General features: G+C 67.2%; 14 protein-coding genes and 1 pseudogene. 5 read left to right on the top strand and 10 right to left on the bottom strand.

Annotated features, from left to right (window positions below; translation table 11 throughout):
• Nucleotides 1–13 precede the first annotated feature (13 nt).
• The 4 genes from NHL60_RS08655 to NHL60_RS08640 all read right to left on the bottom strand — a co-directional run bounded on the left by NHL60_RS08655 (nt 14) and on the right by NHL60_RS08640 (nt 5,908).
• Nucleotides 14–3,352: a DEAD/DEAH box helicase gene (locus tag NHL60_RS08655; protein WP_253451459.1), complete on the bottom strand. Its 3,339-nt coding sequence runs from the start codon at nt 3,350–3,352 to the stop codon at nt 14–16.
• Nucleotides 3,353–3,619: 267 nt separating this feature from the next.
• Entirely contained in the window at nt 3,620–5,209 is a 1,590-nt protein-coding gene (locus tag NHL60_RS08650; protein ID WP_253451457.1) for an ATP-binding protein, read from the bottom strand.
• 182 nt (nt 5,210–5,391) lie between these two features.
• Nucleotides 5,392–5,655, bottom strand: coding sequence for a Txe/YoeB family addiction module toxin (locus NHL60_RS08645; protein WP_253451455.1), 264 nt, complete (start codon nt 5,653–5,655; stop codon nt 5,392–5,394).
• Entirely contained in the window at nt 5,648–5,908 is a 261-nt protein-coding gene (locus NHL60_RS08640) for a type II toxin-antitoxin system Phd/YefM family antitoxin (protein ID WP_253451453.1), read from the bottom strand. The genes NHL60_RS08645 and NHL60_RS08640 overlap by 8 nt, the downstream gene beginning before the upstream one ends.
• A 321-nt stretch (nt 5,909–6,229) precedes the next feature.
• Here NHL60_RS08640 and NHL60_RS08635 point away from each other — a divergent pair, with 321 nt between their 5' ends.
• Nucleotides 6,230–6,631 (top strand): nucleotidyltransferase domain-containing protein, encoded by a 402-nt coding sequence (locus NHL60_RS08635; protein WP_253451451.1) that lies wholly within the window; start codon nt 6,230–6,232, stop codon nt 6,629–6,631.
• Between the two features lie 19 nt (nt 6,632–6,650).
• Nucleotides 6,651–7,055 (top strand): DUF86 domain-containing protein, encoded by a 405-nt coding sequence (locus NHL60_RS08630; protein ID WP_253451449.1) that lies wholly within the window; start codon nt 6,651–6,653, stop codon nt 7,053–7,055.
• A 72-nt stretch (nt 7,056–7,127) separates the two neighbouring features.
• Here NHL60_RS08630 and NHL60_RS08625 read toward each other — a convergent pair whose 3' ends face one another.
• On the bottom strand, nt 7,128–7,343 hold the full coding sequence (locus NHL60_RS08625; RefSeq protein WP_253451447.1) for a hypothetical protein: 216 nt from the start codon (nt 7,341–7,343) through the stop codon (nt 7,128–7,130).
• A gap of 62 nt (nt 7,344–7,405) precedes the next feature.
• On the opposite strand from NHL60_RS08625, the pseudogene NHL60_RS08620 reads away from it, so the two are divergent.
• Nucleotides 7,406–8,550 (top strand): annotated as a pseudogene (locus NHL60_RS08620) (IS3-like element ISPa133 family transposase).
• A 46-nt stretch (nt 8,551–8,596) separates the two neighbouring features.
• On the opposite strand, the gene NHL60_RS08615 reads toward NHL60_RS08620, so the two are convergent.
• Genes NHL60_RS08615 through NHL60_RS08600 form a run of 4 tightly spaced genes read right to left on the bottom strand, consistent with a single transcriptional unit; the run spans nt 8,597 to nt 16,837 of the window.
• Nucleotides 8,597–9,850 (bottom strand): TIGR02679 family protein, encoded by a 1,254-nt coding sequence (locus tag NHL60_RS08615; RefSeq protein ID WP_253451445.1) that lies wholly within the window; start codon nt 9,848–9,850, stop codon nt 8,597–8,599.
• Entirely contained in the window at nt 9,850–14,004 is a 4,155-nt protein-coding gene (locus tag NHL60_RS08610; protein ID WP_253451443.1) for a TIGR02680 family protein, read from the bottom strand. The genes NHL60_RS08615 and NHL60_RS08610 overlap by 1 nt, the downstream gene beginning before the upstream one ends.
• Before the next feature lie 11 nt (nt 14,005–14,015).
• Nucleotides 14,016–15,305 carry a TIGR02678 family protein gene (locus tag NHL60_RS08605; RefSeq protein WP_253451441.1) on the bottom strand — a complete coding sequence of 430 codons (1,290 nt, stop codon included), beginning with the start codon at nt 15,303–15,305 and terminating at the stop codon, nt 14,016–14,018.
• Nucleotides 15,293–16,837 carry a TIGR02677 family protein gene (locus NHL60_RS08600; protein ID WP_253451439.1) on the bottom strand — a complete coding sequence of 515 codons (1,545 nt, stop codon included), beginning with the start codon at nt 16,835–16,837 and terminating at the stop codon, nt 15,293–15,295. Before NHL60_RS08600 ends, NHL60_RS08605 begins: the two co-directional genes overlap by 13 nt.
• A gap of 162 nt (nt 16,838–16,999) precedes the next feature.
• Between NHL60_RS08600 and NHL60_RS08595 the strand changes: the two genes are divergently transcribed.
• Complete coding sequence (locus tag NHL60_RS08595; protein WP_253451437.1) at nt 17,000–17,278, top strand: helix-turn-helix transcriptional regulator; 279 nt, start codon at nt 17,000–17,002, stop codon at nt 17,276–17,278.
• On the top strand, nt 17,274–18,557 hold the full coding sequence (locus NHL60_RS08590; protein ID WP_367399356.1) for a type II toxin-antitoxin system HipA family toxin: 1,284 nt from the start codon (nt 17,274–17,276) through the stop codon (nt 18,555–18,557). Before NHL60_RS08595 ends, NHL60_RS08590 begins: the two co-directional genes overlap by 5 nt.
• A gap of 124 nt (nt 18,558–18,681) precedes the next feature.
• Here NHL60_RS08590 and cysS read toward each other — a convergent pair whose 3' ends face one another.
• Nucleotides 18,682–20,139 (bottom strand): cysteine--tRNA ligase, encoded by a 1,458-nt coding sequence (gene cysS / locus NHL60_RS08585; RefSeq protein WP_253452105.1) that lies wholly within the window; start codon nt 20,137–20,139, stop codon nt 18,682–18,684.

Raw genomic sequence — 20,139 nt, 5'->3', positions numbered from 1 at the left:
GACACTGCCCTTCCTATGCCACCGGAGCAAAGAGCAGCGCCAAGTCCTCCTCATCGAACAGCGGGCCGTCGCTCTTGTGCTCGGCACCGCCCTCGAGGATCGAGGCGGCGAGGTCAGCCTTGCGCGCCTGCAGGTCGAGGATGCGCTCTTCCACGGTGCCGGCGCATACCAGCTTGTAGACGAACACCGGGTTCTGCTGGCCCATGCGGTGAGCGCGGCCGGTGGCCTGGGCCTCCACCGCCGGATTCCACCAGGGGTCGTAGTGGATCACGGTGTCTGCTGCGGTGAGGTTGAGCCCGGTGCCGCCGGCCTTGAGGCTGATCAGAAACACCGGGATCTCGCCCTGCTGAAACAGCGCCACGCGCTGCGTGCGGGTCTTGCCCGGCGTGTCGCCGGTCAGGGTGGTGAAGGGGATGCCGTCCTTCTCCAGGGCCTCACCGATCAGCGTGAGCATCTCGGTAAACTGGGAGAAGATCAGGATGCGCCTCCCCTCCTCCACCAACGGCCCCACCAGCTCGCGCAGTTGCTCCAGCTTGGCCGAGCGCTTCGTCTTGCGCACGCTCTCCAGTTTGACCAGCCGCGGGTCGCAGCACACCTGGCGCAGCTTGAGCAGCGCATCGAGCATCACGATGCCGGAACCGGCCAGACCGCGCTCGGCCACCGCCTGCTGCACCCGCTGGTGCTGGGCCAGGCGCAGGCTCTCATAGAGCTCGCGCTGGGCGCCGCTCAGGGTGACCTCGCGGCGGGTCTCGGTCTTCTCCGGCAACTCGGCGAGTACCTGCTGCTTGGTCCGGCGCAGCATCAGCGGGGCGATGCGCCGGGAGAGCCGCTGGCGCAGTTCGACGTCGCCCTCTTTTTCGATGGGGGTGCGAAAGCGCTGACCGAACCACTGCTGGCTGCCCAGGGCACCGGGGGCCACGGCGTCGAGCTGCGCCCACAGCTCACCTAGGTGGTTCTCCAGTGGCGTGCCGGTCATGGCGATGGCGCGGGCCACATTGAGCTCGCGCACCGCCCGCGCGGTCTGGCTGGCGGCGTTCTTGATCGCCTGGGCCTCGTCCAGCACCAGCAGGCCGAAGTCGTGCTCGCGCAGGCGCTCGAGATCGCGGATCAGCAACGCATAGGTGGTCACCGCGAGGTCGGCATTGGGAAGCGCCTCCTCGAACTGGCGCTCGCGCTGAGCCTTGCCCCCCTGCAGGGCGACGACGTTGAGCTCGGGGGCGAAGCGTTCAGCCTCGGCGCACCAGTTGCCCACCAGGCTGGTGGGCGCCACCACCAGGGTCGAGCGGGTCAGCGCCCCGCGGGCGCGCTCATCGAGCAGATGCGCCAATACCTGGACGGTCTTGCCCAGGCCCATGTCGTCGGCCAGGATGCCGCCGGTGCCCAGCTCGGAGAGAAAGCGCATCCAGGCGATGCCGCGGGCCTGGTAGTCGCGCAGCTCCCCGGTAAAGCCTGGGGGAGCCGGCAGGCTGGCGGGCAGTGCGCGCAGGCGGCTGGCCAAGGCGGTGACGTCCTCACGGCCCGCCCAGCGCTCGTGCTCGGCAAGCGGCGCGACCTTCTCGGCGGCGGTCACCGGTAAACGCAGCGCAGCCTCCGGGTCACTCTCGTCGCTGAGCCAATCCAGGATCGGCGCCATCAGCGAGCGCAGGCGCGAGAGCGGCATTACCAGGCGGCGGTTCTCCGCCAGGGGCAGCGTCCAGCTGGCGTCCTCGGCTTCGTCCTCGGCGGGCTCCAGCGGGAAGCCGGGATCCCGAAACAGGCGGCGCAGGATCGGTAGCAGGTTGAGGCGCTCGCCTTCCACTTCGATATCCAGCGCCAGGTCGAACCAGCCATTACCGGCCGGCTCCAGTTCGCCGTACCAGTCATCCGGTTCGACGTAGGTCGGCTCCTCGGGGAAGTCGTCGCTGAAGTGAACCAGGCAACCGGCCTGCCGCAACCGGGCGATCATCTCCCACCAGCCATCCGGGCCGGCCAAGTGGGTCGACCATTCGAGAATAGTGGAAGGGGGGCCTTCGGCATTCGGCAGCAGCAGCGACCATCCAGGCAGCTTCAGATAGGCCGGCACCAGCTCGAGCTCACGCAGTCGCTCCAGGGTCACCATGCCCGGCGGCAGGCTGCGCACCAGTGCCAGCTCCGCCTCGGCATCACGCTTGATATTGAGTCGCTGGCCATCACGATACCCCTGCACCCAGTCACCAGGCTCCGGGGCCACCTCGATACCGGCATAGTCAAATCCCACCACCGCCGCGCCGACCTCGACCCAGCGCGGCAGCGGAGCACCGTCACGAAAGCCCAGCTGCCCCGCGGCAACCTGCATGGTGACCTTGAGCCGCGGCGCCACATCATCAAGCTGGCGCTCCTCGACACGATGCGGCACCGGCAACGTCTCGGCCAGCGCCGATGTCTTGCCCAGGCGCTCGGCAAGCCAGTCGCACATCTCGGGGGGTAGCGGCGGCGCCTGCGCCACCCGCTTGAGCCACTCGGGACTGCCGGCCAGGCGACCGAACCGGCGCTGCTCCACATCCAGGTAGCACAGCTCGCGCCCGGTACGTAGCACTATCGCCTCCTGCGAGAGCAGCCCCTCCGGCTGCGTGGCCAGCTTTAGATGCTGCACCCCCGCCTCATCCGGCTGCCAGCGAGGCGCCAACTGCCCGGCGGGACCCAGCTCAAGGGGTGGGCCTGTCTGCTTTTCATGAAACAGCAGCGGTGGCTCATCGCCTTCCAGCAGGTTCCACAGTGCCCGCCCCTGAAGAGGCTGGTCAATGACAGCCGCACGGCGCATCTGACCGGACATCCAGGTGGACGCCTGCGGGCCATGCAGGAGAAGTGTCAGGGCCTCCTCCTGGGCCGCAGGCCATCCATCCTCGGGCGCGGGCACCAGGCCGTGGTCCGCCTCGATGATCCGCGGCGCCACCCACCCCGAATGGCGGCGGCTCTGGCGCGACGGACGCACCCACACCGGTACCACCCGCAGCACCGGCTCACGATAGCCACCGGGCGCGCTCAGAAACAGTGCGAGGCGATACTCGGCGCCGACGCGCTTGCCGTCAGGCTCCTCCTGCACGACTGGTCGATCCGCCCGCTGCAGCCACGATTCCCAGTCGCGCTTCAAGCGCTCGCGCCTGGCCGACGCCAGCTCGGACGTCGCCGACCGCTTGGCGAGCGGCGGTGCGGGGGGCGAACCGGGAGAAGGCTCAGGGCTTTGCTCCTGCAAGGTGCCACCCTCCTCGGCCATCTGCTCCATGAAGGTCTCGATCAGCGCCACCGCATGCTTGCAGCGCACGCCGACCGGGCAGTTGCAGAGGGTAAAGAGCCCCTTGTCGAGCCCCTTGGGGTCAAGATAGACCTGCGTCATGTAGGCCTGCTTGCGCCCCCCAGCCACCCGCCCGTGTATCCCCAGCATGTCTTTGCCGACCTGCAGGTTGACCCCGCCATATACACGCCCCTTATGGGCGTACCCCAGGCCACGCGACAGGGTGGCGGCATCAAAGGCAGTCGGCCAATCAACCTCGATCAGAGCCAAGAACAGGTCCAGGGCAGGGTCTTCAGGATAACGCGCTGACACATTGGCTCCTTGAGGTCGATGTTACGGAGAACATAATGCTACCACGATCCCCCACGCTCACCGTTGCTGCGCCTCCGTCTCGAAGGCCGCGATCTGGCGCTGCTCCTTCGAGAACTCCACGCCCACCAGGTAGATCGGCATACCCCGGTCGCGGTACTTGTCGGCGTAGCCTTTGGCCTTGAGCTGCGCAAGGGCACTGCCCTCAGGCAGCTGCTCCACCACCTTGAATTCGAACAGGTAGAGCTGCCCGAAGGCCTCCACGGTCATGTCCACCCGGCCGCGGTGGCTGGCATCCTCCACCGTGACCCGCACCCCCAGGGCGGCGAAGTGGCTGTAGAAGACACTGGCGTAGACCTGTGAGAAAGAGTGTCCTTCATATTTCGCAATCGGGTTATTGCGGTACCAGTCGTGAGGCAGGCCGGCATACAGCGCCTTGAAGTAGCTCTCCAGCCCTGCGAAGTCGGCCTCTCTGAGCAGGCCCGGCAGCCGCAGTATCAGCTCATCCTGGGCATCATCGTTCAGCCCCAGCACCGGCAGCAGCGCCTCGTTGAGGCTCATCTCCACCTCCTGGTTGGGGAAGCCCAGGCGATAGAACGGCCGGTTAGGAATCTCTTCGCGCATCTCGTGGAGCGTCAGGTAGCCCGCCTGAAAGAGCAGCGCCTCGGTGGCGATATCGTCCACATCGAAACGCCCCAGCAGCGCCGGCCGACTATGCCAGGCGGTCAGGGCCGGCGTGAACACGCCCCGCTGCCGGAGCAGCTCCACCAGAAACGTCGGCGTGGCGCTCTCGAACCAGTAGGGCCCAAACTGGCGTTTCTGAAACAGCAGCAGCACATCGAAGGGGTTGTAGACCGATGTCACGTTCTCCCCGCCCCAGCGGTAGCCGTTGTACCAGTGGCGGATCGCCTCACGATCCAGCCCCGGCAGCTCTGCCGCGAACACCGTCTCGAGATCGGCATCGGTATAGCCGCAGAGGGTGGCGTAGGGAGCATCCAGGGTGATGTCGTTGAGATTGTTCAGCCCCGAGAAGAGGCTCACCTTGCTGAACTTGGAAACGCCGGTGAGCAGCACGAAAGCCAGGTGCGGGTCGGCATCCTTGAGCACGCTATAGAGGTTCTTCAGCCCCTCGCGCAGCTCGCGGGCGCGCTCGGCCTCCAGCAGGTTGTCGAGGATCGGCTTGTCATACTCGTCGATCAGCACCACGACGCGTTCGCCATGTCGGGCGTGGGCGTCGCGAATCAGCGCCGAGAACTCCCCGGCGATGTCGGTCTCGCGATTCAGCGATACCCCCAGGCGCTCACGCTCCCGGAACAGCTGGTCGCGGATGCGAACATCCAGCGCCTCGCGGCTCTGCAGCACGCCATCGCCAAAGCTCAGCCGGATCACCGGATGGCGGCGCTGCCACTCCCACTTGTCGTGGATATAGAGCCCGCGGAACAGCGCCTCGCGCCCCTCGAAGAGGCAAGCCAGGGTATCCAGCAGCAGGCTCTTGCCGAAGCGCCGCGGGCGCGAGAGGAAGTAGTACTTGCCCTCTTCCACCAGCCGATGGATCAGCGGGGTCTTGTCGACGTAGTAGTAGCCGCCCTCAATGATATCGGCGAAGGTCTGAATACCGATGGGCAGCTTCTTGCGAGCGAGGGTGGACATGGCGCCTCCAGGTGCGACGGTGCAGCAGAGCGCCAGTGTAGCATCGCAGACTCCATAGAGGTCTGCAGAGCATTCTCAGCTTTTGCCCCCCCAGGCACCTTCTCAGCAAAAATCCGCGTGAACCCTCGCCCACCCAGGCTGGGAGCAGTCACCACGCCAAACTTGCGCGAAACTATCAAGATTCAATAGTGGTACCTGCAAGAGAGGATCGTGATCGAAGACTCCTCCACCACGTAAACCAGTCGGTTTGATTCGTCAATGCGTCGAGACCAAAAACCGGACAGGTTCTCCTTTAGTGGCTCGGGCTTACCAATACCTTCAAACGGCGAGCGCTTGACGTCCGCTATTAGCTTATTGATTCTCTTTAGCGTTTTCTTATCTTGACGTTGCCAATAGACATAATCACGCCATGACTCATCCGTCCAGCACAGCAGTCGATTACTCATCATCATCGAGCAACTTACGCTCAACGACTTTTCCTGAACGGTACTGCTCAATCGATTTGTTCAGATGTGCCGCATTCGCTGGGGAGCGAAGCAGGTGCACGGTTTCCATCAGGCTGTTGTAGTAATCGAGTGACATCACGACGGCATCTTCAGAGTCTCGACGTGTAATGATGGCCGTATCGGCATCGTTAATCACACTGTCCAGCACGCTCTTTAGCCCGTTTCTTGCTTCGGTAAAGGACACGACCCTCATGGCACTTCTCCACGGTCATTGCATTGTGCTCACGATAGCATAGATATCAGACATGTTCAATATGTTGCACATGTTGTCGATTGCCGAGGGCTACCCCCTCCCCCATTAGGCCGTGCCAGTGGGGGGGGGCGGTCGATCACATGAAGGCGGCAGTTGTCAAGAAATCTGTCGCCTCTGAGGTCATTCAGGCCACCTGTTTTTCCGGTTCGGCGACGGCTCAGCCTCAGGGCCCGTTGGTACGTACCGTCGACGAGTATAGATTCACTTCGCCGAATGCTAGACTGCCGCAAGCTTCCTCAGCCGATTGCCAAGGCAGGCCCCATGCAGGATTCCACCGCCATCCAGAATGCTCTGGCCGACCTGGCGTCTCGCAGCGACGCGATTGCCGTGCTGTGGCTCTATGGCTCGCGGGCCAAGGGCACCGCGACGCCAGCTAGCGACTTTGATCTGGCCGTCGCCTTCCGGGAATTCGAGAAAGACCCGCTGGAGCGGCGCCTGCGCCCCGAGCTCCTGGCGCAAGCCTGGCAGGATGCTCTAGGCCTGGCGGAGGGCCGGCTCTCGATAGTGGACATCAACCTGGCGCCGCTGACCCTGGCGCATGCCATCATCCGCACCGGGTACGTGCTTCAGGCCAACGATCGCCTGAGGCTGGTTCGAGAGGAACAGCGAATCGGCTCGATGTGGGAGATCGACCACCTATACCACCAGCGCCATTTCGCCTGACCGACCGAGCCAACCTCTTATGGAACGCGAATACATTGACGCCATGCGGGAGCATCTGGCCACCCTCGCCGAGGAGCTGGAGCTGCTCTCGCAAGCCGCCACGCAGCCGAGCGGGCTGAGCCCGCTGCTCTATCGTGCCGCCGAACGCAACCTGCAGCTGCTGACCGAGGCCTGCATCGGCATCGCCAAGCAGCGCCTGAAGGCACTGGGGCAAGCAGTGCCCAGCGAGGCAAGGCAGGCCTTCGCCAAGCTGCAGCGCCTCGGCCATGACGACAGCGGCACCCCCTGGAACAAGGTCATCGGCCTGCGCAACGCCCTGGTGCATGACTACCTGAACCTGGACGCCGGCATCGTCGAGAGCGTGATACGCCAGCGTGACTACCAGCGGCTGCTGGACTTTGCCTACGCACAGCTCAGGGCCTGATGACCAAGCCCCATGATGGCCTGACAATACTCGACCCGACATGGGGAAAGGGCTCGATTTCATCCGGCCGGCTCAGAAATACCACGAGAGCCCCAGGCTCACTTCCTGGGCATCGTCGTCGCCCTCGATGCCGAGGCGAGCATCCAGGCGCTTACCCAGGGCCAGGCGGTGCTGCAGCTGCCAGTGGCTGCGGCGGCCCTCCTCCCCTTTCAGGGCATCGGCGTGGCTGATTTGCAGCAGGGTGCGCTGGTTGGCTGTCCAGTCGCTGACAAGACCCAGCCGCGCCATGAACTGGTCTAATTGGAGCGGACACCCCGGTAAGCCTCATACTGGAGGCATTGGAGGTGTTCATGACCAAGAAAACGCGACGTCGGTACTCCGACGAATTCAAGGCTGAGGCGGTCAACATGGTGCGAGGAGAGGGTTATGCCATCTCCGAGGCTGCCAGGCGGCTGGATATCGATCGCAGCCTGCTGGATCGCTGGTGTCGCCAGCAACGTGACCGGGAGGATGGTGTGACTGACGACCAGGCAGATGAGCGGGATGCCGAGATCATGAAACTTCGCGAAGAAGTTCGTAAGTTGCGGATTGAAAAGGAGGTTTTAAAAAAGGCCACGGCCTTCTTCGCGAGAGAGTCGAGCTGAGATACCAGTTCATCGAGTCGGAGAAGGCCTACTTCCCAGTGGCGGTGCTGTGCCGTGTCATGGACGTCAGCCGCAGTGGCTTCTATGCCTGGCGTCAGCGTGAACCCGATGAGCAGCGCCAGTGCCTGCACCGGGAGGTCAAGGACATCCACGATCAGAAACGTGGTAGCTATGGGAGCCGGCGAATGGCTAAGAAACTCCGTCGCAGAGGTCATACGGTCGGTCGTTATCAGGCGCGTAGCCTGATGCAGGAAGCGGGTGTCGCCTGCCGACAGCGTCGCCGCTACCGGCATACGACGGACAGCGACCACGGGCTGCCAGTGGCTCCCAACCTGCTCAAGCGGCAGTTCACGGTGCCTGAGCCCAATCAGGCGTGGGTGGCCGACATCACTGCCATTTGGACCTTGGAAGGCTGGTTGTACCTGGCGGCCGTGCTGGACCTCTACGACCGACAGGTCATCGGCTGGGCCATGGCCGACCATATGAAGACGTCACTCACCCTGGACGCCCTGGAGATGGCAATTGGCCGCCGACAGCCTCCCCGAGGCGTGCTTCACCACTCGGATCGCGGCAGCCAGTACGCCTCTCGTGCGTATCGCGAACGACTGGCAAAGCACGGGTTCCAGGCCTCCATGAGCCGCAAGGGGAACTGTTGGGACAATGCGGTCATGGAGCGCTTCTTCGGCTCTCTGAAGAGCGAATGGCTGGAGGGACAGCGGTATTGGACCCGCCAGTCAGCGAGGCGCGACGTCGTGACCTATATCGAGATGGAGTACAACAGCTGCCGGCTCCACTCGACCCTTGGCTACCACACGCCGAGGGAGATCGAGAAAATCGCGGAAGCAGCTTAATAAAAGTGTCCGCTACGACTTGACCAGAACACTCGGCGGCGGGCAACTAGGCACGACCTACCGATTCCCGGAGGTCTTCAAGCAGGGTCTCGATCAGTTGTTCCTCGTGCAGTGCCCGGCCACGCTGCTCCATGGCGGCACGCAGAGAGGCGTCCCAAAGGGCCTCGAGGGGCCTGCCCTCCAGCGGCCTGCCCGGAAGGTGCGCGCAGGCCGCCAGGTCCTCCGCCCCCATTCGCCAGGGGCCCATGGCAAAACGCGACAGCAGGGCGTTGGCAATGCCGATACCGGGCCAGTCGAGATCACCATGGTAGTGCAGCGTGGCGCCGGCGGCCTCCAGCTGTTCGAGCAGGGTGAGCACGGCCGCATTGGGACGCCCCCAGGTGACCACCATGGGCGCGGCATCGCCGCCCAGCCGCTCGGCGGCCTCGGCCAGCACCGCGGGGTTCTCGCAGACGAAGACATCGCACCCTTCGAGATCCCAGGCAGGCGGGTAGCGCAGCAGCTGACGCAGGGTGAGCCAGGCGGGCTCGGCCAGCCGCCGGTAGTCCGCTAGCGCCATCTCCAGACCGTCGCCTCCCTGCACCGGCAGACGCAGCGTCAAGACGGCACTGGTGACATCGCCGCCGAGCAGCACTCCGGCATGGGCCCAGATCGAGCGCTCATCGGGATTGGCCAGCGCCACGCCTCCGCGCCAGTGGCGGGCCAGGGCGCGGCGCACCAGAGCCGAGACCGGGCGCCCGGCATCCAGGGCATGGGCATCGCCCAGGCACTCGGCGGCCAGGGTGCTCAGGGCCATGCCGCTGGCCGGCAGCCGCTCGAGCACGGCAAGAGCCTGCTCCAGCAGGCGCCTCCCCTGCCCTTCGCTGCCGCCTGCCAGGCGCTTGAGCTGGCCGCCACGGCGCAGGTCATCCAACCAGGCGCTCACCCCCAGCCGCTCGGCTTCGGAACGAAAGGCCGCCAGCAGGGTGTTCCAGCGCTGGCGAGAGGCGTCACGAGCCGCTCGTGGATCCACCAGCGGTCCATCCAGCGCCTCCAGGGCGGTGCGCAGATCCTTCGCCACCCCGGATCGTGCCAGGGCATGAGAAAGGGCCTCGAGGTCCACGCTCAAGGACTTTCCCTGCCGTGCAGGCCGCCCTATCAGGCGCTCCACGGCGGCGCGCTCGAGGTCACTGACCCGGCTCAGGGTCAGGCGGCCACCGTCTTCGCGCAGCAGTTTGCGCGCCAGACGCTGGCGGAGGCGAGCCAACCCCGGCCCGCCCAGCAGGCGCTTCAGACGTTCGATATCGACCGGCACAGGCATCAGAACAGGCTATCCATGCCGCCCGCAGATTCGACATCCGCGACCTCGCGCCGCGGCTCGCGGACCTGACTGACGGGAGTCTTGTCGCGGACTCGGCGCTTGCCATCCCATTTCCAGCGGGTGACGTGCACGGCATCGACCCCTTCGCGGCGCACCAGCTGGGCGATGGCCAGCCCCGGCACGTCCGGGTAGCAGCCCCACTCCCGCTCCGAGGTCATCACCGCATCGAGGTCGAACTGGGCCAGCAGCCCCATGCTCTTGGCCCGAGCGTCATCGTCGATCCCCGCGAACACCTCGTCGAGCATCACCAGGCGCGGCGCCTGCTCATGGGCGCTGCCATAGTGGCTGGCCGCGGCGGCGAACAGCGGCAGGGTGATCACGAGGGCCCGTTCACCGCCGGAGGCCGGACCATAGGCGGGGCGCCACTGGCCGTTCTGATGACGCTCCACCACGAAGCGGTGCCAGAAGCGGTAGTCCAGGGCGCGCTCGAGGATCTCCTGCAGGGCGCCGCCCTCGTCGCTGGCCCGGGCCTCCTCGATACGCCGGCGCAGGAAGTCCCCCACCACCCGACGATCCTCCGCCGACCAGGCGTCCAGGGCCTGGCGCCGCAGCCGCTGACAGACGTCCTCCAGTCCCGCCGGCGCCGTCATGCCGCCGGCGCTCTGTCCCTCGGCAAGAGGTTGCCAGCGGATGCGCAGGCGCATGCCGGTGCTGGTGGGACGGCTCTCCAGCTCGCCATTCATCTCGCGTACGTGACGCTCGGTATCGGTGATGCGCTCCTGGATGTGGCTGGCCACCTCGTCGATCAGGTAGTTTTCCAAGAGCTCCCGCTCCCGGGCATTGAGCAGCGCCTGGCGCTGAGCAATCTCGTCGTTGAGCTGGCGATGCAGGGCATCGGGATCCTGCCGCCGCCCCTGGAAGACGATACGCACCAGCAGCAGGTCGTCCCGGGCCTCGGCGATGCAGTCGTGCCCGCCGCGGGAGAGCACGTCGGTGAGCCGCTTGATATGCTCGTGCAGTCGCCCCTGGTGGGCATGCCAGCGCTCGTCGTCGGCATCGATGCCGGCGGTGGCCTGGGCGGCGGCCCGGGCCAGGCGCACGGCGGGATCCGCTGCCCAGGAGGTCGGGGGCTCCTGCTCCATGAAGCGTTCAGGGGCGGCCACGCGCAACAGCCCCTCTTCCACCAGGGCCCGGAAGTCGTCGATCCGCTCGCCCCGGCGCTCATCCAGTTCGGCCAGGCGCTCCTCACCGTGGGCCACCTTCTCGGCCAGGCGCGCCGCCTCGCCGAGCAGGGCCTCGTAGCGTGCGGCAAGCTCGCGCTGCTCCCGGGTCAGCGCCTCGCGACGCTCCTGAAGCGCCGCCAGCTGACGCTCCAGCTCCTGCACCTCGGCGCCCATGGTGTCGCGCAGGGTATCCCGACGCACCTCGGCCTCCCGGGCCTGTTCCTCGGCCTCGGCGTGCTCCTGCTCGGCCTGGGCCAGCGTCTCTCGCGCTGCCCGTCGCTCTGCGCGGACTTCGTCGAGGCGGCGCCTGGCCTGCTGCCAGGCCGTGACCGCCTGCGTCAGCTCGCTGATGGCGAGCCGGTAGTCGTTGAGCACCTTCTGAAGGCGGGCCAAAGGCTCGCGCTCGGCGGGCAGTCGCAGGTCCTCGGCGGCGAGATAGAGCTCGCCGCGCAGGGCTTCCAGCGCCTCCCGGGCCTCTTCACGCCTTGCCCGGGCCTGTTCCAGGCGCTCGGCCTGGGTGTCTCGAGCGCGCCGAGCAGCCGCCTCGGCAGCGTGGGCGTCACGCAGGGCCTGGGCCATGGGACGCTGCTGCCACTCCCGTTCGGCGACCTCGAGGCGCGCCTGGAGATGCTCAAGCTCGGCGGCGATCTCGGTGCCCTCTGCGGCCAGCACCTCCAGCGCCTTAGCAATCTCCGCCAGCCGGCGCTGGCGGGCCGACTCCCGGGCGGCGTGACCGATATAGAGCGCCTCGTCCTTGCCCCAGGCCCCACGGAGCGGACCCAGCCGCCAGGCGCCGCCAGGGCTCACCCAGGCAGAGGCCTCGGAGACGCCCAGGCCGATGCCGGACAGCAGGGCCTCGACGGTGTCTCTCGACACTGGAGCGTTATCGGGCAGATCGGGACGAAGAGCGGTGGACAGACTCTCCTCCCCCGGCCGCGTGGCGCCACCGTCCAGTGGCGTGAGCAGGGTATCCCAGGTGTCGGGGGCGAGCAGCTCGCCGTCCGGCATCACCCAGGCATCCAGCAGGCCCGAGGCCTCCAGGGCCGCCTCCAGGCCGGCGCGCTGGTCGGCTTCCAGGTCTGGCTGAAAGTCCACCAGCTGCCAGAGCGGCGCCCCCGGACGCGCTTCGCGGCTCCCTGCGTTCCGGGTATGCGGCGCCGGCGGCACCCGCATCTCTCCCGTTTCCAGCCGTTGGCGCTCCGCCTCCAGCTCGGCGCGCTCGCCCTCCAGCAACGCCCGGCGGCTGGCCAGCCCGTGGCGCTGCCGGCCCAGGGCTTCACGACGAGCGTCCCGCGCGGTCGAGAGCCCTGCTTCGGCGGGGTCATCGCCGCTCAGGTGATCACACCAGGGGGCGAGCTCGGCGAGCAGCGCCTCGGGGTCCTCGGGGTTCAGCTCCTCGAGGGCGGCGAGATGCTCGCGCCAGCCGACCTGAAGGGTCTCTGCGGCCTCGGCTCGAGCCCCTGTCGCCTCCTGCCACTCCTCCTCGCGGCTTGCCAGGGTCTCCTCCTCCCGGCGCGTCTCATCCTCCACCCGTTGGTAGGCTTGCTCGGCGCGCCCCACCTCGTCGAGTCGGCGATTGAGGTGGGCCACCCCCTCCTCGCGGCGACGATGCAGGTCCCGCAGCGCCTGCTGCAGCGCCGCCACGTCCTGCGCATCGGAGGGCGCCTGCTCGCCCTCCTCACCCGATAAGCGTGCGGCGACGTGTCGACGGTGATCGCTGCCCACCCCCGCCGCATCGGCGAGGAGATCGCTCGCCTCGCGGCGCGCCTCCAGCGCGGCAGCGCCGCTCTCCAGGGCATCATCGGCCTCCACAAGACGGGATTCGGCGCGACGGTCGCTCTCACGCTCTCTCGCCAGCCGCCGGCTTTCCAGATCGGCCCTGGCGCGGCGCTGGCGGGCCAGCTCGTCGGCGTTGCCCAGCGCCTCCGCCGAGCGCATGGCGTCGCTGGACTCCAGGGTGCGCTGGCGTGCCGCCAGCTCTCGCTGCTGCTCATCAAGCGCCTCGCGAGATTTCCCCAGGGCCTCGCGACTCGCCTGGGCCTCCTGATGCGCCTGACGATCACGGCCCAGCTGCAGGCGCACCCGCTCATACTCGGCGTGAGCGCCGGTCAGGAAGTCGGCACGGCGGCGCACCGCAATGCCGGCATAGTGGCGGTAATGGCCGAGAAAGGCCTCCACGGCCCCGGCCGTCTCCTCCAGCCCCTGAATCTCCTCGCGATAGACATCCAGGCCGCGATAGGACTCAGCCACCTCGGCGATCAGCCCACGCCCCAGCGGCGGCAGGGCATCGCTGAGCGCCTGGGAGAGGCGATTGGGGTCGGGCTTCTTGGCCAGCTGGGGCTGGCGCAGCTGCAGCAGCAGGTCGAGCAGCGCCCCGTAGCGCTGCTCCCCCAGATGAAAGAGCGTCTCGTCGATGGCGCGCCGGTAGTCCGCCGCGCGATCATAAAGCTGCCCAAGGCTGCCCAGGGCCTGGCCGAGCCGCTCGCGGCTCAGGCTGCGCCCCTTCTCGACCAGGAAGAGGTCACGCCCGATGCGCTGAGGCGTGGTAAAGAACCAGGAGCGTACCGGCCGCCCGGCCACCGCCTTGAGCCCACAGCCCACGGTAAAGGTCTCGGGGCCGTCATCCCCCAGGCGCCCGAACTCCAGCCAGGTGTAGCCCAGACGCTCCTGATACTCGCCCACCAGCAGGTTCCACTCCATGCGCTTGGCGCTATCGCCATCGGGCTCCACCCGGGAGGGAATCAGCTGGCCGTCGAGCAGAAATGGCAGAGTCAGCGCCATCACCTTGGACTTGCCGGTACCGTTGTTGCCGCGCAGCAGCAGCCGCCCGTCGTGGAAGTGAAAGACCTCCTCGTCGTAGTAGAAGATCTCCACCAGGCCACAGCGCAGGGGCTGCCAGCGGTGACTCTGGGGTGCGGGAAGCTCGCTCATGGAATGCTCAGTCATCGGACGGACTCGGCCAGATCGGGTTGCGGATCGGATTGGGTATTGCCGGACGCCCCGGGCAGCGTCGGCGAGCCCACCCGGAAGCGCCCCAGAGCCGGCAGCGGCAGAATTCGGCCACCTTCATGCTGAGCCTGGCACCGGACCAGACCCAGCGCCGCCAGGCGAGCCAGGGTCTGCCGGGCAAGGCCGTGAGCGGCGCTCGGCTCGCAGGCGGACTTGCGCCAGTAGCGGCGGTAGTCGCGCTGCCACTGAAGGATCCAGGACTCGGCCTCCTCCAGGGTAACGCCTGCGGGGTCGCCCTTGTCGGAACCGCCCTCGGCCAGCCGTTCGGCCATCAGCAGCGCCAGATGCCCTTCGGTGCCCTCCGCCGGCATCTTCTCGTCGGTGAGCTCGCCCTCGGGATCCACCAGCGCCAGTCCCTCGACACGCACCTCGGCGACGAGCCCTGTGGCCTGCTGCAGGCGACGCAGCAGAGGGCCGCGCTGGTTGGCCAGATAGGCAGCCTCGTCATCGGCGAGGGAATCGAGGTAGACCACAGGGTCATCCAGCAGCCGCCGCGCCAGGCGGTGACGCAGCTCGCGATTGCGCCCCTCGGGGGTATCCGGCACGAAGGTCTCGCTCAGGGCACTCAGGCGGGCGTCAAGGTCGAGCTCGGCATCGGCGCCGTTCAGGGCCACCAGGGAGGGCCCCCGAGCGGTGACCAGCAGGGCGGCCAGCAGCCGGCGATCCACGTCGTAGAGCACATCGCCCTCCAGGCCGCGGCGCAGGAACTGCTCCTCGTCTCCGGCCACCCGGCGCAGCACCCCGAGTTCCATCAGCAGGCGCACGACCACGACCAGATCCCGCCGCGCCTCCTGATGGTCCAGCGAGAAGGCCAGCCCGCGTTCGGCCAGCGCCGGGTCGCCCACCGCCTGCCCCAGCCCTTCCCCCAGGCGCCCCAGAGTGATCTGGGCGTCGCCCCGCTCGAGATCCGCCAGCAGCAGGCAGAACAGCGCGTAGCGGCGGCGATTGAGGGTCTTGCGCTGGGTCCCCCTCCCTACCGTCGCTGGGCGAGTCGGGTCTTGGAGATCAGCGGGGCGCTTGTGCAGGCGTACGAAGTCGCGCTCGCTCTGCAGGTGCCAGCCAGTCTCCCGCGCCAGCCAGTCGCGCAGGGTGGCAGCATGGCGGCGAATCGGGGGAAAGGCAGGGTCATCGCTGCGGATCAGCGGCCTGGCCAGCAGGGCGCGCAGGGCGCGGCGCTGCTCCTCCTGGCGCTGGCGCGTCAGGGCATCGCTCAGCTCCTCCATGCGTCCTCCTCCAGATCGACGATCTCCAGGCGGTAGTCGCGGCCGCTGAGCATCCCGGCCTCGGTGCGCAGGGTCGCGGTGGTCTCGGGTCCCAGCGGCGCCAAGGTGATGCGCAGGCTGCCGTCGCCGGTGGTGGTGGTCACCGGCGAGTCATCACCGGCACTCGCCGCCAGGGCATCGCCGAGCAGGTTGAGCAACAGGCGAAAGGCGCCGTCATCCAGCTCGCCCAGCGCCGAGAGACGTTCGGCACGCCGCTCCACCAGCTGACGCCGGGCGGCCCGCGCCGCACTGGCCTCCTCGGCCAGCTGACGCGCCAGCAGCTCCCGCTCCCGGGCGCGGCTGCGCAGCTTGGGCGGCGCCCCGGGCTTCTGGTAGCTGCCGGTGGCGCGCAGCCGCGCCTGCACCTGCATGCCCGGGGCATCGGCCCAGGGTGTGCCGGCCGGCACCGGGGTCTGCTGCCACGCCTCGGCGGTCTCGGCATCGATCGTCAGGTGGCGGGCCGGCGTCAGGCCGAAGGCGGTTCGCCACAGGCGATGCGCCTCGCCGTCGCTGTCACACTCGAGGAACCAGCGTGCCAGGGTGCGAAAGTCCGCGGAGCGGTCGCTACGCGCCATGCGCCGCTCGTTGAGCCGTCCGACCATCTCCAGCAGCTGGGTGACGGCGCGCCGCGCGCTGCTGCGTAGCAGGCGCGCCTGGGCCTGGCGTCCCGGCTGGTCGAGGAACCAGGCCCGCAGCCCCTCCCAGTGGCCGTGCCAGCGCCGCCACGCCTCGGCAAAGGCCCGGGCGCGCTCGTCGCGGTCAGGAGACTCGCCCGGCGCGAGGTCGGTGAGCTCGCGTTCGGCGGCCTGGCGCAGCAGCCGCGCCACGGGCGCTTCTGCAGCGCCGTCGCCATCGAGTGCACGGATCAACTCGGCGATCTCGCCGGAGGCAGTCGTCAGATCACCGAGGAAGCGCTCGATATAGCCGATCACCCGCTCCTTGTAGAGCAGGAAGGCGTCGGCATCGCTGCCCTGCCCCTCCAGGGTGCGATTCAGACCGGTCATGAAGGCACGGGCATTCTCGGCCAGGTCGGCGAATACGCCGGCCAGGTCGCGCAGCAGCAGCTGGCTCTCGGTGGCCGAGGGCGACTCGCTCTGCGCCAGGGCCAGCAGGGCGCGCAGGCGGGTACGGATATCCTCCAGCGCCACGCTCTGCAGGGCGCCGCGGCGCCCCAGCTCCTGCTCGAAGGTGGCCAGGGCCGCCTCCACGGCCTCGCCCTGGCGGGTAAGCTGATAGACGTAGAGGGCGCGATAGTAATCCTCGACGCTGGTCACCCGGGCATTGTCGCGCTCGGCATCCAGGTTGCCCCAGGCCACCAGCTGGGTCAGGGCGGACTGCACGGTGGCCAGTTCCGGCTCGCCGACCTGCTGCTGCACATCCTCCGGGCGCAGATGCACCAGGAAATGTGACTTCGCCTCCACGAAGGCGCGCATCACCCGGCGATAGAGTTCAGCCTTCTCGGCAGTGACATAGCTGAAGGGGGTGTAGTCCAAGCGGGCTCCCGTTCACTCGATGGGTCAGATCTTTCCCGGTCGGAAAAATCACGACGCCGTCGAGAAGATGTGCGATTTACGAGACTAGAAATGGATCATATTATATCCATAATCTTAAAAAAAAGACATAATAGACAATATAGCATCCAAAATGAGGGCACTATGCGACTCACGCTACTTACCGCCAGCGATGTCCAGCATGACCTGGCGAGCGCCATCAGGCGGCGCAGGCGCGAGCTCAAGCTCTCCCGCGACGCCCTGGCAGAACGCAGCGGCGTGCCGACCCCCACGATCAAGCGGTTCGAGACGACCGGCCAGATTTCACTGCGTCAGTTTCTGCTGCTTTGGCAAAGCGTAGATCGCCTGGAGCGTTTGGCAGAGCTGGCGGCGCCACAGCCGGCCAGGCCGGGCAGCATAGAAGAGGTGCTGCGTGACGATTGATTTCACGCCCATTCGGCAGTTGGACGTGCGCCGACGCCTCAGCGATGGCCACCAGGTGCTCGTCGGCCGCTTGGCGCAGAACAGGCAGGGCGTCTTCTTCCAGTACGATCTTGCCTACTGTCGCGAGTACCACAGCCTGGCTCCCTTCCAGCTCCCCTTCGACACGCAGCTGCATGCCGCCCCGCCCGCTCCTCACAAGGGGCTCCACGGCCTGTTCGCCGACTCCTTGCCGGATGGCTGGGGGCTGATGCTGATGGACCGCCTGTTTCGCCAACACGGCATCCCCCCCCATGCCGTGACGGCCATGGATCGGCTGGCTTTCGTCGGCGATCACGGCATGGGAGCGCTCACCTACCACCCGGCCTCAACACTTATTGATTCAGGCGAAGCCGATCACTGGAGTCGCCTTGGCGAGCTGGGCGAACAGGCCCGACGGCTCTTCGAGGGCCAGACCGATACCGTGCTTGCCGCCCTGGCACAGGCCGGCAGCTCAGGGGGCGCGCGCCCCAAGGTTCAGGTCTATCTGTCGCCGGGAACCACCGATCAGGCCAGCACCTGCCCTCGTCACGGACTGGAGCCCTGGCTGGTCAAGTTCACCTCCAGCTCACTGGCGCTTGGGCATGAAGAAGGACTGTGTGAAGCGGCCTACCTGACCCTGGCTAAGCGGGCCGGCATCGAAACGCCAGAGTGGCAGCTCATTGCTCCGCCGGCAGGTTCTCCGGCACTGGCCTGGCTGGCGTTAAAACGCTTCGACTGCAGCCCGCGGGGGCGCTACCACATGAGCAGCGCCTGCGGACTACTGGACGCCGACTTCCGTCTGCCATCGCTGGACTACGAAGACCTTATCAAGGCCGGCCAGGTCCTCTGCGGGAGCCCCACCGTCGGCAGAGCCCTGTTTCGACGAGCGATCTTCAACCTCTTCGCCTGCAACCAGGACGACCATAGCAAGAACTGGGCCTTTCTCCTCCAGGATGATGGCCAATGGCATCCCGCCCCCGCCTATGACCTGACCTTCAGCCCGGGCCCTTACGGCGAGCACGCCACCGCCTTCAAGGGACACGGCAAGAACCCGCCGCTAAAGGTCGTTCAGGCACTGGCCGACCAGGCCGGCTTCATCCGCTGGAACGAGGCCAGGCAGGTCATCAAGGAAGTGGTGGCGGCGATCAACGCCTGGGATGAGGAGGCCAGGGCGCTGGGCATCAGTCCAGGCGTACGACGGGAAATAGCGAAGCGGCTGGATGCTCTCCAGAAAGCCAACCGCGCGCTCGTGACCGGATAGTCCGCCGGTTCTCCCCCCGGAGACCAGCACGCCGACTCCCCTGTGAATCAAGCTCAGGGGGCCGGGCGTACTGGCTGTCTATGGCAGGCTTCCCCGGGCGAGGCGCTCAGCCCAGGGGGCTGGTCTAGGCCTCGGCGTCGGGCTTCTCGAAGACCCAGGTGGTGCCTTCACGGGAGTCCTTGAGGATGATGCCCAGCGCCGCGAGCTCGTCGCGGATGGCGTCGGCGGCGGCGAAGTCCTTGGCCTGCTTGGCCGCGGCGCGCTCGGCGATCTTCGCCTGGATCTCCTCCTCGGTAAGCGGCAAACCGGAGGCGCCCGCCTTGAGGAAGGTGGCCGGGTCCTGCTGCAGCAGGCCCAGGATGCCGCCCAGGCGCTTGAGCTCGGCGGCCAGCGCCGGGGCCTCGCCGGGCGCCTCCTTCTTCGCCCGATTGAGCTCCCGGGCCATGTCGAAGAGCACCGAGAGCGCCCCAGGCGTGTTGAAGTCGTCGTCCATGGCGGCGGTAAAGCGCGCCTCGAACTCGGACACCACCGCCCCTGTTGCCGGCTCGCCCGCTTCCTGAGCCTGCTCTTCAAGCGCCAGCCCCTCAAGAGCGAGTCCTTCAAGAGCCAGCCCTTCAAGAGAATTGTAGAAGCGCTCCAGGGACTTGCGGGCCTCGGCCAGGGAGTCCGGCGAGTAGTTGATGGCGCTGCGGTAGTGGCTCGCCACCAGCAGGTAGCGCACCACCTCCGGGTCGTGGTGCTCCAGCACCTCACGGATGGTGAAGAAGTTGCCCAGGGACTTGGACATCTTCTCCTGATTCACCCGCACCGCTCCGGCATGCATCCAGGTATTCACGAAGGGCTTGCCGTTGGCCGCCTCGGACTGGGCGATCTCGTTCTCGTGGTGGGGGAAGGTCAGATCCGGCCCGCCGCCGTGGATATCGAAGGTGTCGCCCAGGCAGCATTTGGACATGGCCGAGCACTCGATGTGCCAGCCGGGACGCCCCTCGCCCCAGGGCGAGGGCCAGCTCGCCTCGCCGGGCTTGGCCGCCTTCCAGAGCACGAAGTCCAGCGGGTCCTCCTTGTGCTCGTCCACCTCGACCCGGGCGCCGGAGCGCATCTCGTCGAGATCGCGGTTGTTGAGCTTGCCGTAGCCTTCGAACTTGCGCACCCGGTAGTAGACGTCGCCGTTGTCCGCCGCGTAGGCGTAGCCCTTGCCGATCAGGGTCTCGACCATACTGATGATGTCATCGATATGGCGGGTGGCCCTGGGCTCCTGGTCCGGCGGCAGCACCGAGAGGCGCGCCTCGTCCTCGTGCATCGCCTCGATCATGCGCTCGGTGAGCGACGAGATGGTCTCGCCGTTCTCGTCGGCCCGGCGCAGGATCTTGTCGTCGATATCGGTGACGTTGCGCACATAGGTGACGTCGTAGCCGCGATGGCGCAGATAGCGGGTGATGACGTCGAAGGCCACCATCACCCGGGCGTGTCCCAGGTGGCAGTAGTCGTAGACGGTCATGCCGCATACGTACATGCGTACCTTGCCCGGCTCGATGGGCGTGAAGACCTCCTTGCGGCGGGTCAGGGTATTGTAGATCTGCAG

Origin of the sequence: Halomonas sp. Y3 (assembly GCF_024137965.1) — a bacterium.
Lineage (GTDB): Bacteria > Pseudomonadota > Gammaproteobacteria > Pseudomonadales > Halomonadaceae > Halomonas > Halomonas mongoliensis.
This window is presented reverse-complemented; position numbering and strand designations above follow the sequence as displayed.